This is a genomic window from Synechocystis sp. PCC 7509 (assembly GCF_000332075.2).
Taxonomy (GTDB): Bacteria; Cyanobacteriota; Cyanobacteriia; order Cyanobacteriales; family Chroococcidiopsidaceae; genus Aliterella.
On record NZ_ALVU02000002.1, the window covers coordinates 45,320 to 58,722 of the forward strand.

Annotated in this window: 16 protein-coding genes; 9 read left to right on the top strand and 7 right to left on the bottom strand. The window is 42.6% G+C overall.

Features of this window, described 5'->3' with window-relative positions:
- Positions 1–15: 15 nt before the first annotated feature.
- Both SYN7509_RS27825 and SYN7509_RS27830 read right to left on the bottom strand, forming a co-directional pair.
- Complete coding sequence (locus tag SYN7509_RS27825) at positions 16–1,437, bottom strand: hypothetical protein (RefSeq protein ID WP_009630480.1); 1,422 nt, start codon at positions 1,435–1,437, stop codon at positions 16–18.
- A gap of 58 nt (positions 1,438–1,495) precedes the next feature.
- The gene (locus tag SYN7509_RS27830; RefSeq protein WP_051482663.1) at positions 1,496–2,722 is read right to left on the bottom strand and encodes a hypothetical protein; all 1,227 of its coding nucleotides are present in this window, start codon (positions 2,720–2,722) and stop codon (positions 1,496–1,498) included.
- A gap of 280 nt (positions 2,723–3,002) precedes the next feature.
- Here SYN7509_RS27830 and SYN7509_RS29350 point away from each other — a divergent pair.
- Positions 3,003–3,832, top strand: a protein-coding gene (locus SYN7509_RS29350; protein ID WP_148297933.1) for an IS1 family transposase whose coding sequence is annotated in 2 segments (ribosomal slippage) — positions 3,003–3,344 and positions 3,347–3,832 — 828 coding nt in all. Because the reading frame shifts where the segments join, the coding sequence is not laid out codon by codon here.
- Between the two features lie 204 nt (positions 3,833–4,036).
- Here the strand turns inward: SYN7509_RS29350 and SYN7509_RS27835 are convergent.
- From SYN7509_RS27835 to SYN7509_RS0221370, 4 genes are all read right to left on the bottom strand, one after another.
- Positions 4,037–5,185, bottom strand: a complete 1,149-nt coding sequence (locus tag SYN7509_RS27835) for a DUF3102 domain-containing protein (RefSeq protein ID WP_009629948.1) — start codon at positions 5,183–5,185, stop codon at positions 4,037–4,039.
- 199 nt (positions 5,186–5,384) lie between these two features.
- Positions 5,385–6,104: a DUF3102 domain-containing protein gene (locus SYN7509_RS26645; RefSeq protein WP_009629949.1), complete on the bottom strand. Its 720-nt coding sequence runs from the start codon at positions 6,102–6,104 to the stop codon at positions 5,385–5,387.
- Positions 6,105–6,339: 235 nt separating this feature from the next.
- On the bottom strand, positions 6,340–7,233 hold the full coding sequence (locus SYN7509_RS0221365) for a hypothetical protein (RefSeq protein WP_009629951.1): 894 nt from the start codon (positions 7,231–7,233) through the stop codon (positions 6,340–6,342).
- A 185-nt stretch (positions 7,234–7,418) separates the two neighbouring features.
- Entirely contained in the window at positions 7,419–7,694 is a 276-nt protein-coding gene (locus tag SYN7509_RS0221370; protein ID WP_009629952.1) for a hypothetical protein, read from the bottom strand.
- Positions 7,695–8,196: 502 nt separating this feature from the next.
- Here SYN7509_RS0221370 and SYN7509_RS0221375 point away from each other — a divergent pair.
- The 7 genes from SYN7509_RS0221375 to SYN7509_RS0221410 all read left to right on the top strand — a co-directional run bounded on the left by SYN7509_RS0221375 (position 8,197) and on the right by SYN7509_RS0221410 (position 12,283).
- The gene (locus SYN7509_RS0221375; protein ID WP_009630291.1) at positions 8,197–8,781 is read left to right on the top strand and encodes a hypothetical protein; all 585 of its coding nucleotides are present in this window, start codon (positions 8,197–8,199) and stop codon (positions 8,779–8,781) included.
- A gap of 104 nt (positions 8,782–8,885) precedes the next feature.
- Positions 8,886–9,017, top strand: coding sequence for a hypothetical protein (locus SYN7509_RS31450; RefSeq protein WP_009630290.1), 132 nt, complete (start codon positions 8,886–8,888; stop codon positions 9,015–9,017).
- Between the two features lie 270 nt (positions 9,018–9,287).
- Positions 9,288–10,172, top strand: a complete 885-nt coding sequence (locus SYN7509_RS26650) for a DUF5895 domain-containing protein (RefSeq protein ID WP_009630289.1) — start codon at positions 9,288–9,290, stop codon at positions 10,170–10,172.
- 120 nt (positions 10,173–10,292) lie between these two features.
- Positions 10,293–10,508 carry a hypothetical protein gene (locus tag SYN7509_RS26655; RefSeq protein WP_009630288.1) on the top strand — a complete coding sequence of 72 codons (216 nt, stop codon included), beginning with the start codon at positions 10,293–10,295 and terminating at the stop codon, positions 10,506–10,508.
- 70 nt (positions 10,509–10,578) lie between these two features.
- Positions 10,579–10,875, top strand: coding sequence for a type II toxin-antitoxin system PemK/MazF family toxin (locus tag SYN7509_RS26660; RefSeq protein WP_028954490.1), 297 nt, complete (start codon positions 10,579–10,581; stop codon positions 10,873–10,875).
- Between the two features lie 96 nt (positions 10,876–10,971).
- Entirely contained in the window at positions 10,972–11,559 is a 588-nt protein-coding gene (locus SYN7509_RS0221400; protein WP_009630287.1) for a 3'-5' exonuclease family protein, read from the top strand.
- A gap of 478 nt (positions 11,560–12,037) precedes the next feature.
- A complete protein-coding gene (locus SYN7509_RS0221410) occupies positions 12,038–12,283 on the top strand; it encodes a hypothetical protein (RefSeq protein ID WP_009630286.1) in 246 nt (81 codons plus the stop codon).
- 191 nt (positions 12,284–12,474) lie between these two features.
- On the opposite strand, the gene SYN7509_RS0221415 is transcribed toward SYN7509_RS0221410, so the two are convergent.
- Positions 12,475–12,930, bottom strand: coding sequence for a hypothetical protein (locus SYN7509_RS0221415; protein ID WP_009630285.1), 456 nt, complete (start codon positions 12,928–12,930; stop codon positions 12,475–12,477).
- Between the two features lie 77 nt (positions 12,931–13,007).
- Between SYN7509_RS0221415 and SYN7509_RS0221420 the strand changes: the two genes are divergently transcribed.
- Complete coding sequence (locus SYN7509_RS0221420) at positions 13,008–13,403, top strand: tetratricopeptide repeat protein (protein WP_009630284.1); 396 nt, start codon at positions 13,008–13,010, stop codon at positions 13,401–13,403.

Consider the following 13,403-nt stretch of genomic DNA (forward strand, 5'->3'; position numbering starts at 1 on the left):
AAACATTTTTGACTTTCAAGATTTAACTCCGTAATGATCTTCTAACCAATGTAGTAAGCCTTCTTCCACATCTGTCAAATAAATTTGTCTACCTAGAGACTCCAAAACCGTATAAGCGCAGCGATCTAGCAACCCGCAGTCTCGCAACTGCTTAATGCGTTTGAGTGTTTCTGGCAACTGACGGCGGACATCAGGCAAGTCAATGGGATCGAGGTTGTCTGGTTTCACAGCCAAAGTAGTATCGTGAACGTCAACGGCTATTGTAAAGTCTCTTAGCTCCCGTGCGATCGCCCAGCAACCATTATATTTCCGTTCAGCACCTTCAAGCCTGGTGAGGATAAACGGGTCGCCAACAGTACAGAAGTCACTGGCTTTAACTAAAGGTTTTTCTTTGAGGCGTTCTACGATACCTCTAACTTGTTTAATAGTAGGCATCTTGCCGCCAGTGCCAACAAGTGTTTGTCTCCAAGCTTTTTGTTGTTGAGCGCAGTTAGGTAACTTGGCAACTTCGCGGCACAAAGATTCTGTTATGGGCAAAATGTCTCCAATTGGAGACAAATTTTCAATTACAACGGCAGCATTAATTAAACGATAAGCGTGGGCGCGTTGCATTCCAAATCTCTCCACAACATAGTCTTCAAAAGTTTGATGAGTAGAACGATATAGCTTTTTATCTCGCAATTGCTTTAATGCTTTAACTGCCTCTTGAAAGCCCAGTTCTACCTTCAACTCCAACCGATGCCTCTCTTGTTCTTCATCAGTAGTTAACTCCTTGCTTTCATGAACAGTAATAGCAGTTGTGTGGACTGTAACTGTAATTTCCGGCATTTCACCACCTAATTCTTCCGTTGAGTGAGTAACCATTTGAGTTTCCTGGGTAAACCTATTGCTATGTGTTGAATACTCATCGCCCTCGCTCAAAGCCATTACAAATTCTTGAGAAACTTCTTCAATTTTTTGCCACTCCTCACGCTCAAAGACCATCTCGTCAGTAGTCTCTACCGCCCCACGCGCCAACAGCCGTTCTACAGTGAAAGTTGCGCCAGCTTGCTCATGACCATCCACAATTTCTACGCGATCGCCCACAGCAATAATTTTTGCCAGCGCCGCGTTGTCAATCTGCAACAAATTTGGTTGTTCGGGAATTTGCAGTAAGCCATCCCAACTCACCCACACTACACCCATACCTCCAGGTGTAGTTTTTAATTCCTTAACGATTCCAAGTCTGTTTGAATTAATGCAGTGTACAGGCATTCCAATTTTGAAAATAGCCCAAGCTTGCAAGTTCTGGCGCTTCCGCAGAACTGCTGCCAAATCTTTTTCGACCTGTTTATGTTCTTTAACCTTGCTTCGTTGTCCCCGCAGGTTGTCTAGACTGGTATGCAATTGATTTTCTTGCTGCGTAAGTAAAGATATTTCTTCAGTAACACTAATCATAGTTTTGCCAAATGTGTAGAGATTGAATTAACCAACTTCCAAACTTATCCAACAGGTTTTAGGCACTACAAGACTCATTGCTTGAGTCCGCTATCATTGCCTCAATTTCTGCCCAATCAAGATGTCGCACTTCGCTCCACAGCTTTTGAATGCCGCCGACAAAGTACACCATGATATCTCCGTTATGAGATTGAGAAAATTGCATTAACCGCCGCTTCAATGCCTCGTTTGCCCAATCTCCCCATCCGCCCCCTGGCTTAGTTGGAACGGGCTTAAGTCCTTTTTTCAGCGCCGAGATGAACAAACCCAACCCTGGTTTCTTTTTCCAAGTAGCCAACGCTTGCTTAAAATACTGCATTGCTGGCTCAATACTGCTAGGGTTTTGAGTTAACGCATTAGTCAGATTTGAATTAAAACTTAAACTTTCAACACTTTCACCAACAATCCGCGCCAATTCTTCCAGTAGGTGCGAATATTCCTCCACGTTACTTGATTCTTGAGCTTTTACCGGATAGCTTGTTGAATCCGTCAAATTGATATCAGATGAAAGTACAGCTTTTTTACTTCGTTGCCTTCGTAGTGATTCAGTTTTGTCTTGATTATTAGCTAAAAATGACCGCTCCTTAATTTCTGACAAGATAGATTTAGTTTCCGCTACAAAAGAAGCAAAAACGGGTTTCAGAGCATCAGTGAGTGATTGAGCTAGTTGCTGTGATAACTCCAATATTTGTCTATTTGACTTAACTTTCTCCCCCTCCCCTGTTTTTTCCCCTTGGGGGGTAAAGGGGGATTGGGGGAGTACCTTAAGGGAAATATTTTCAAAGGGAATACCTTCGTCTATCACTTCTGATAGGGGTAGGGGTATCACTTCTGATAGGGGGGTACTACTAGATGTAATAGGGCTATCATTTTTAGTACCCCTATCAGAAGTGATAGGGGTGGGTGACTTAACTCGGAAATTAATAAACTCACGAAGCTCTTGTAAACACTCCGCAGCTACCCACTTATGCTGAGGAGTCAGCCGATAAACAGTGCTATATCCTGGACGTTCAATACTTTTAACTAATTTAGCCAGCTTGAGTAAGTGTAAAGCTCTCCTTGCTCTACCCAAGCTCATACAGCAAGCACTAGCCATATTAGCAAGGCTTTCCCACGCTTCACCATTCCCAGCGCGGCGAGTTATCCGGGCGTAGATACGAAATTCATAAGGGTCTAGCCCGTAGTCGTCTATTTCTCGTCTGACAAACAGGCTTAACTCGCTTTTTTCTTTGACGGCAGTAGTCATAAAGCTACCCCTTCAAATTTGAAAGTAGCTGTATGGGCTGTAATGCCTAAGCTGCCATTATTTAAGGTATGAGAATCAAACGAATTTGAAATTATTTTAGGAAATAACTTGCCAAAAGGCACACTAAAGCTGCACAATACTACTAAGAGCATTGACGTTCTGACCTCCATGTTAACGGTGTTGGGTCGGAGCCTTCGGTGGCGGAAGATATAGTCGGTAGTGCGTCAATTCAATGTGGGATGATATAGTGACAGGGTGGTTTTAAACTCGAAGCATCTCTATGGATTGTCCTCTGTGTGGTCACATTAAAGCCCATAAACATGGCAAGATGCCGAACGGACATCAACGTTACCTGTGTCCCGCTTGCCATCAAACGTTCTCGGAATCCTTCGACAGTTTGTACTATCGTCGACATATTAGTCCTGAACAAATTCGCCAAGTGTTGCAAGCACATAGTGAGGGCAGTAGTTTACGAGGGATTAGTAGAACAACTGGGCTTGCCTACAACACAGTTGTGAGTATTGTTCGCGCTGCCAGTCAAAAAGCCCAATTGGTTCACAATGCCGAAGTCCAAGCTGTACAAACAGAGGAGGTAAGTGCCGATGAGATGTGGTCATTTGTCTCAAAAAACAGAAACAGTGTTGCGCTCAAGAACTAGAAGTCGGGGATTGTTGGATCGGTCTGAGTCTTGCCGATTCAAGTGGCTTAATTCTGGCGGCGCGAGTTGGCAAACACACTGATGAACTGATTGGTCAGTTAGTCCTCAACACCGAGGGAAAAACAAATTGCAAGCAATTTAACAGTGATGCTTGGGGCGGGTATGAGCGAGTTCTACCTCCTGAAATTCACCACTACATTGGCAAAGACAAAACGCAGCGATTAGAACGTACTAATGGTACTGTGCGACAACAAACCGGAAGATGGCATCGACGACAGAACAAGTTTGGTAAGGTGTGGGAACAGACAAAAGTGACAACTCGATTAGTGGTGAGTTACTTCAACTGGATTTGGCAGCATAGCCGATTCAAAACAACTGCTGCACAACGAGCCGGATTAGCAACGAGAGCGTGGAGTTGGCATGATATTGCTACCTATCCCACATTAATTTGATGCATCACCATATAGTCTGAGGCTCAAGTCAGACTTTCCCTACCACGAAGCTTATTCGATTGAGAATATTATACGGGATTTAGCACCAAAGCTGAACCCAATGAAAGATTTTCCTAGATTGGCGTGAATACAGATAAATACTCATTTGTCAACTCCCACAGGGTTAATTTTCAATAGAGTAAAAGAGATTTGATTCGTCTTTTTCTACGTCAACCGTTCTACTTTTAATCCTGCCAATTTCCAGTCAGAAATAACAGCATTGACTCGTTTTGAGTCCGGTTCAGCTATCAAAGCACGACGGTCTTGGCGGTTGATAATCGAAAGAATTTCAACGGAAGGCACAAAGCAACTAACTACCAGTTCTCCAACCTTAGAATAAAGAAGGATGCTTGTTTCTAGCATATCTTCCAATAATCTCACATCTTTGCCTTGAGGTAAATACTCATCAGTAATAATTCTTGTTTTAGCTCGAATCGTGCTATACCAATCTAGGGTCGGTGGAAACCCAAACATTAGACTCACCTTTTCTGGGACTCGCTGCAAGAATTGGGCAGAATTAGGGTCGCCGCCATAGAGTAGATGTCGTCCCCCTAGTTGCCACAATGCGCCAGGTTCCTCATCCACAGAAATTGGAGAAGTTGGCTGTGGGGCTGGAGGCAGTTGAGGAAGGTGAGGAGCCGTTAGCCTAGAAGTCTCAGAACTAGGTGGAGAAGTAGGTGCTGCCGGACGGATTGCGACAATTTCAAGTTTGGAACTAGAGCCTGGGGGTAACGCAACTGTCGGTTTTAACCCCGGAGCTAACCCCGCAACTGCCTCGGCTTTAGTCTTGGTAGCCTGGGGAATATATTTCTGCTTAAGTGCTTTAGCAGTAGTATAGCTAATGGCTTCACCGGAGGCAGCACGAGCCAGCGCTTCATCACGGGCAGCTTCAGGAGTTGAAGGTGCAGCTAGTTCATAAAGAGCAGAAGGTGCAATATCTAGCCCAGAGAAGCTCGTCTCATCAAATCGTTCAGCAACTTGCATAAACTTAGTTGCTGTCCAAATACTCCAGTCAAACTCTGATTCTAACCAGGTGCGAAAGTGTCCGTGTCCTAGATGTTGTTTAACGAGTTTGAGTTTCTGCCCAATCTGAATAATGCTTTCAAAACTCAGTTTCATCAACGCCCGAATTTCTCCGGTCTGCACTTTAACAACCTGATAAGCCTCTGGCTCAAGAATGGTGTAATCAAACCGTTGCTTAGGTGACAACGAATTAGAAGCTGGCATGGGAATTATTAGGGCATAAGGTAACGTACCTTTAATTTTAGCCACTACTGCACCAGTATAGGTAAATAAAATTACTAGGTTAGACATAATCAATGGGTCAAAAAATGGCTCAAAAACATAGAAATATTGTTGCGGCTTCCACCGATACGATTTGGTTGTAGCAATTGTTTAGCTATTGACGTTTGTTGAGTTCTTCTAGAGCGGCAGCCGTTAACCGCTTGAGGCAGGAATCGGACAAGTTTTGTAAAGCTAGTTCCTCAAAATCAGCACGCTGTGCTAAACTTTGCTATAAAATATTAATCTGCTCGTGACTTAGAGATTCTACATTCCTTAACAACGCTGTACAAAGGAAATCTGGCTCGACATTTAATAAATCAGGAAGTGCCGATGCTCGTTTGTCGCTCTCCATTAGTGGTGAAAGCTGCTCTTCGTGTTCTGGAACTATTTGCGCCTCTACTGGGTTACTTGGCTCTGGTACTGTAAAAGATTCTTCAGCTATAGTTTCGGCACTAATGTCAATAGTGACAGACTCAGCCTGTAGTCGCACTGGCTCCTGCGAAGCTTGCGCGCTCATTTCAGCCTTAATCGCTTTAGCTAGTGAGTAAGTGATTGTTTCGCCGTGACTAGCACGTTCTATAGCTTCACAGCGTACACAATCGGGAGTGGAAGGAGCCGCTAGTTCATACAAAGCCGAGGGCGCAATGTCTAAATGTGAGAATTTTACACATTTGAATTTATCAGCCACTTGCATAAATTTGGTTGCTGTCCAAATACTCCAGTCAAACTCTGATTCTAACCAGGTGCGAAAGTGTCCATGTCCTAGTTGAGCTTTCACTTCAATTAGTTTTTGTCCAACGTCAAAAATATCTTGAGCAGTACGGCGCAGCAGGCTCCTAATTTCACTGGTACGTTGCTGCACGACGATTTGAGTTTCACTGTTTAAAGCAGCATAATCAAATTCTTGAGCTTTGATATTGGCAGGTTGTTGGGAGAATCTTGAAGGCATTTTAATGTAAACTCCGGTGTTAATTTACTAAGAGCAAAAAATCGTCAGGAATGACAATTTGGGAGAAGAAAGATTAGGAAAGATAAGGTAGTCAGATACAACTAAAGTCAAACACCTCAAATCGTCAACCAAAAGCTACTTTCATTTTTAGGTTCTAGGATTGACAAATAATCCAAAGTATGAGGAGGCAGCAAAAGAGAAGAAGCTACTTGGAAAAGAAAATAAGTACGTTGTCTCATCTTCCGCCTCCTTCCCCAAGCAAAAGCTGACGATTGCCCACCTGGTAAGCAAACAAACGCTGGATTTTGGGCAGGTGATGTCGAGGCAATTTCAGAGTAGGGTGAGCCGTTAGCTCCCTTGACCAAGCACCAGAATCTTTCCCTAACTGGACTGAGTTAAGCCATTGCCAAGTCTGCTCATTGTTCTTGAAGCCGAGGCGCTTAGTCAGATAGCCGATGGTCAGACCGTCGCTTTGGGCAAGCACTCGTCCAGTTTTAGGATCTACGGCAACGGTTTTCTCTATGATTTCAGTGTGGGTAAGAATTGCATCGGGTTTGCCTAAGATTAGCGCTACCATACCTGTACCGTGAAGGTTAGCGATCGCATTAGTTGCTTGCATCAGGCGCTCTTGACTCTGGGCGGCGGTTGCTTGGGCTTGGGCTACTTGTAGCTCTAGCTTTAGGCGTTCGATTTCTTGGGATTGGGCGGGGATAGTTTCTATTGCGTCAAGGAAGCTAGTTCTAACTGCCTTGGCGATTATAGAATCTCGCAGCAGCATCCCCAAACGCATTGCTGCTCGTGGTGTCCAAATAGTTAGGTTTGGCACTGTAGAGGTGAGTGACAAAATGTCACGCACATCCTTAAGATTCTTCCCCCGCAAGCTTTTCAATCCATCTAGCTCAAATTCATCTAAATGACGTTTTAAGACTTGACGAATACTGTTGGACTCAGTTTCATAAAAACCTGCTAGTTGCTCAGTGGTGGTGATACCTTCTCCTTTCCAAACAGCAAAAAAGAGGGCTTTAACTTTGTTTAAAATTTCTTGGGCGCGTTGTGGAGAAACAGATTCAAGGTGATCGTTTCGAGCCGATTTAGACTCAACCAGCACAGAATCAGATACGATTGTCATGCCATGACCTCAATGGGTTAACTAGGGTAGGTTGTGGTACAAGTAGCGATCGTGTCTCCGCCAAGAGTTAAGCGATCGCTATTTGTTTAAATAAGGAAATTTAAGAGAGAAGCTACTTGGAAAAGAGAATATTACAAGCACAGTTCTGTCTCTTGTAAATCGGTTGACGTGTAGGGTATTACTTTTCATTCGATTTTTACTTCCCTTTCACCTATTACAACTTCTTTTCTTTCTTTCCAACGAATAATAATTTCTCCATCTAAAGCTTTAATAAGCGTCTCAATAGTTTTGAGACTTGAGTTATCAGGCTTTTCTAAAGCTTGTCTCACAGAGCTAACGAAGCTAGTAACTTTTTTTTCCTGTTCCTCCTCTTGTGACCTAAGCTTACTAACTTCTTGCGCTAGTTTGTAGGCGCTCCATCCAAGTTCTTTCAATCGTTCATCTAGTATCTCTTTCTTCATTAACGGGGGTATGCAATGCAATATAGACCACCTCCTATTTCACTACAACGCTAGAGTTATGGCTATTATAGCGCTAACAAGCTCTTTTTTTTTCGTTGTACAAACTATTTAGTTTGTTAAAAGCTGTAAAAACATTCGTCAAAACACTTGTTTTTATTTCGTTGTAACGCTATACTATAAGTATAGGGATGAGGAAAGCAAACCGCCTCACCGAGAACCAAAAATAAAGAGTTGCACAATCAATGACTGATTCACAATTCCAAACAAAGAAATAAGGTTGCTGTTAGCTCGATAACAAGCGGAACTGGAAACGAGGCACTGCCTGCACCCGCCAGACGAGAGACAAACCAGGTAGCCCGGAAGGGATGAACGCTGATAGGAGATGCCCTGGTGGATTAAAAACTTACTTTAGACAATTTGTACAAACAACAAAGCCTGTAGCGTTCGACTTTCGACGGGAGAGCGCTTACAGGCTTTGGTTCCTAAATTCATAGGTAATACAATGCTAACCCAAGAAAAACGCACAATTCAAGTCCGCTCTGAATCTACCCCGAAAGTCTGGGATAGAGCCACAACCAAAGCGAACATTGGCGATATCATCCATGCTCCTTTTACACCTGTCATGGAGGTAGTAAACAAAGACGTTTACACCGATGGTCGAGTCTGGCTAAAGGTCAAGCCTACTAATGCTTCCTGCTATACAGAGGAATGGGTTTTAGACAAAGAAGACGATGATGCACTACCCCCTCCAAGAACCGAGTTTGAAGTTGGATTTAATCACGGGCGATTAGAGGCGATAGATAAAACAATCCCACTTTATACAGAAGCCGAATGCGAGTATGCCAGAGGGTATGTAGAAGGCTATAAACAGCATACAAAACCCTACATACCAACGCCTCCACCTAAATCCCTCACTTGGTCAGTAACTTATGACCAAAAGTGGCAATGGTATTTAGTTTGGGTAGGCGATCGCGCTATTGGTCGAGCGGACGATCATGAAGAAGCCGAACGGATAGCACAGAAATATATGGCTGGCGCGAAGTTTTGGCAGGAGCATCGGGAACGGGTGTTAACTTCCTACGACTAAAAACTTTCAGATTATTAGACTATCAAGGCGCAATATGTAAAGTTAAAAGCGCCTTCTTTACTTAATTACTCACAAGGAGATTAAAGCGAGGAAGCAAAAGACAAATGCACTTAACTCTAAAAACTTGGTATCCCTATCATGACCAAGTTATTATCACTTTGCCTCAACTGACAATTGTTGCTACTTTTCGCATTCGTCAAGTTTTGGAAGTATCACTACTGGGCTTATGTGCATAATCCAGCACATTTTATTTTTCAATCACCTTATTGCACTTTAGCGATCAGAGAAAAGGAGATTTAATTTTTAATTAAGGATAGAAATTAAACCTCAGTGTCAACCAAGAATTAAAAGTATCAACTACTTGGAAAGGAAGATTCTTTTTCCAGGGAGCTTTTGCTATTGATGCTTATTGAAGCGCGAACGTCTTGCTAGAAGTCCAATTGGTAGTGCTTTTTAGCCGCTAATTATTAACAATCAAAACAAACAACACAACAAGGAATTAAGCAATGTCGAACGAAGCGAAGACCATCGAACGTGACCAATTTACCAGCGATGAATTTATTGATAAAAATGCCAGTTTGCCAACAGTAATTGTCCTAAATGACAAGTTGCACTGTGGTTATTTCATCCCAGTTAGCACGATGGCAAAATGCGGCTGGATTGACTTTGACGAAACGCAGTTAATCAGCCATACGTTCTTTTCTGGAGTGACCGAGCAGGGTATTTTAATTCCTAATCCTCGAATGCTTGTTTGTCCAAAAACAGAATTGTATCAGTACGACATTCAAGCTTCCGAGCAACAGCAAAAAAGAGCAATTGTGGGGTTGTATGATGCAGCGCTCAAAGACGACAAGAACATCAAAACTGAGCGATTGTACCTCGTATTTTTCTTAGATGAAAACAACAATCCACTTCACTCATTGCCGCTCAAATATGCAGCGCGAGGAGTAAATGGGGCGACCTTTGAAGTAGAAAGACGTGCTTTCAAAGCTCAGTTAGAGACTTGTCACGCGCTGATAAATCAAGTGCCAGCTAAACCAAAAAACGATCTATTCCATGCTTTGGGCGTGTTTTGCTTCACAACACAGGCAGAATTAGTGGGAGAAAAACAAAACAAGTCTTGGTGCTGTAGAGTAGTCAGCCACCAAGTACCAACGACAGAAACCTGGAAGGACTACTTTGTTGGATACGGTCAACTCAGAGACTATGCTTGGTCAGCACTAGAACCTGGTCAGAAAATTGACGTACTGTCGATGCCAGCGTTAGAAGGCTCTTCTTGTGAAATGGCGGCGCTGTCACCAAGTAACGAGTCAAATAGCTTTACCTCAAATTATGCTCGTGATGCGAGGTTTCTGGGGGAAAGCGAAGAAGTTGAGGACGATGGGTTTTAACCCCTTACTCAAATAATAATTGCTGCTGGGAAAATAAAAATCTCTTTTCCCAGCAGCATAAAACATGAGTGTAAAACTTGTTAAAGTTACTTGATAAAGCTAACAGAGTAACCACCCCAAATGGAAAACTTACAGCCTGTGCAAAAGCAAGAGAAAGAAATCGCTTCACAACCAGAGCCTCAAACAGTTTCTTTGTCTGAGCGTCGCGCCTTTATGAAACTATCACTTCTAGAACGTCAGCAAATTCTAGCAAAGCAAGTAGAAGTAATGTCAGAGCATTACGAAAACTCTCCCGAATGGCGAGAACTGCAAGCCGGGGACATTTTTGATTACTAATATTTCTCCTAAGCGAGGTGAGGTTTGGCTAATTAATTTTGACCCAACCACAGGAGCGGAAATATGAAAAATACGTCCTGCGGTAGTTATAAGTTCAGATGCTATTAGCAGACTACCTATCAAGCTAATTGCACCGATTACTAACTGGAAGCCGTACTTTGCTAATAATATTTGGCACGTTAAAGTTGACCCAGATAGTAGCAATGGTTTAGCGAAGATTTCGGCGGTAGATGCTTTGCAATTGCGAGGAGCAGATAGACAAAGATTTATCCGCAAGCTGGGGCAATTGTCCGCAACAACGATGGAAGAAATAACTATAGCGATCACTACAGTAATTGAGTATGTAGAAGCGCCAGAGCAAAGATAGGCGCGAAGTTTTTAGAACAACCAAAAACTAGCTGAAAATATCAAATCTATATTTCAGTTAGTTTATTATACTGTCAAACTTTAATAGAACAAATAGATGAAAGAAATCTATGTTAGTACCGACGTTGAAACCGATGGACCAATTCCTGGCATTAATTCAATGCTCAGTTTTGGTTCTGCTGCTTATCTACCTGACAAAACTCTCGTTGGCACGTTTTCTGCAAATCTAGAAACATTGCCCGAAGCTAAAAGCGACCCAAAAACAATGGAGTGGTGGAAAACGCAGCCCCAAGCATGGAGCGCATGTAGAAAGAATATTCAATCTCCTGAATTAGCTATGCCGAAATACTCATTATGGCTTAAGTCATTACCCGGCAAACCTGTTTTTGTTGCTTACCCAGCAGCCTTCGATTTCATGTTTGTTTACTGGTATTTAATCCGATTTACGGGTAAAAGCCCTTTTTCGCATTCTGCATTGGACATTAAAACCTTAGCGATGGCATTACTAAAAATTGGTTATCGAGACGCAACCAAGCGCCGAATGCCGCGTCACTGGTTTGATGAAAAGCCTCATACACACTTGGCATTAGATGATGCAATAGAACAAGGAGCCTTGTTTTGCAATATGTGGCAAGAGTTGCATCAATTGGCAGGACATAGTAGCACGGGCAACAGACAAAATTAATTCAGCACACGGGCAAGCGGAACAAGACTCGCAGCAAAAAACCGTATAGGACAACACAACCCAAATAACCACAACTACGGGGCTAGAACCAGTTTTCTAGCCCTACTTTTGTATTGAGAAGGAAGAATTAACCATGATAAAACCAGTTTTTACAAAGCAGAAAGACTTGGAGGAGTTGCAATATCTCCTTAAGCATTACCAGGAGATATACCCAAAAGCAAAGCAACAAGGCAAGATTGTCTTGCGGCATTACATCAAAAAGTTAAACCACCAAATTCAACATCTACAATTTTGCTCCCAGCACCGATAGATTTTGTTTTCAATCAATTATCACTTTTCAAGTGCAGTCTAGAGGAGTAGTAGAGATGGTCGGCTAAAATATGGGAGGATTGAAAAAGAGGAATAGCTGTTTAAATCTACGCCAGAAACATCAGCTTCTTAACATTAAAATACTTTACCTTGAGGCGAAGAGTATCCTATGGCTACCCAAAAGATGGAATCAACAGTAAGTCTTGTTATTCATTCAAATCAAACTGGTTCCCAAATTAATACAACCAGTGGACAAATGCTGAAAGAATTTACTGATTGTGAGGATTATCAAACTAATCTCAAAGCCGCAGAAGCATGGCTGTTGGAACATGGGTTTGTCCATGTAGGTGATAGCGATTATGCCAAATATGACCCACTCATGACTGGTGACACCTCGCAGAGTACCTATGAGTAAAGCAGTTACAAGGTAACTTAATTTTCTCTAACTCCAGAGCAGACTGACCTATAAGTAAAACTGGATTAGAAACTCAATTTAAAACAAAGCAATTGTCTTAATCTAGCTGGCTTAAATAATTGTTTAAGCCAGCTAGATTAAATTTTAGCAGGAAAGTTTAACGCACCTTTAGATACTGCTGGCATGGCTACTTATTTGCTCCGTGCTTGCTGATAAAAACGTTCAACGTTCTGAACATATTTAGCAGTTTGACCGTTAGTACAGCTTGTAGGATTACCTGTCATCCACCAACAAGCAGTACGACGCACTGCCGTAGTCTCATTCTTGCCAGTAACTATATACTGCTTTGGTAGCTCTCGGCGCACAATACAGCTAACTATACTTCTTGCTACTCCTGGGCTGCTTTCCAGTTGTTTAGGTGTAACTTCACGCCCAAGGCATTGCTTCGACCAACTAGGAATAATACCTGGTGTAATTTGCCACTGACTGTATAGCCCATCATTTTGAATGCCAGTTTTTGGTGCAGCTAGGCGCAGTGCCTCAACCATTGCCTCAACTTGAGGCTTGCTTACCTGCTGTGCTTGGGCAGGCAGCGTCCAAAGCACCAAGCTTACAAGTAACCCTTTAAGTAACAATCGTCCCATCATTTTTTCTGTAACTCTAAATGAAAGTTCAGACGCTTAATAGTTCGTAATGTTTCCTGGCTTTCAAAGGCATCACCAATATGAAAAAAATCATTGCCACAACATTGTTATTGCCCTTGCTAACATTTGCAACTCCCGGTCTGGCTCAGGTAGTAATTGATCTTCAGTTCCAGCCGACTTCCGAGCAATTGCTGGAAGTAATTGAAAGTGCTACCAAAGACAAAAATTATGCTACAGCTTTGCGAGTAGCTAATAATGCGATTAAGCAGTTTCCCGGTCTAGCTGAGGCTTATTACTATCGAGCGATCGCCCTAAGCAACTTAGGCAACCAAGAAGATGCCCGATTGGACTTCGGGCAAGCCAAAAAACTTTATCTGAGCCAGCTAAAGAATGCTAAGATTAGCGCCCAGGAAAAAAGTGAGGCATCGGCAAAGTTGGAAAGAGTTGAGCAGAATTTGTTACTACTAAAGTCTTAG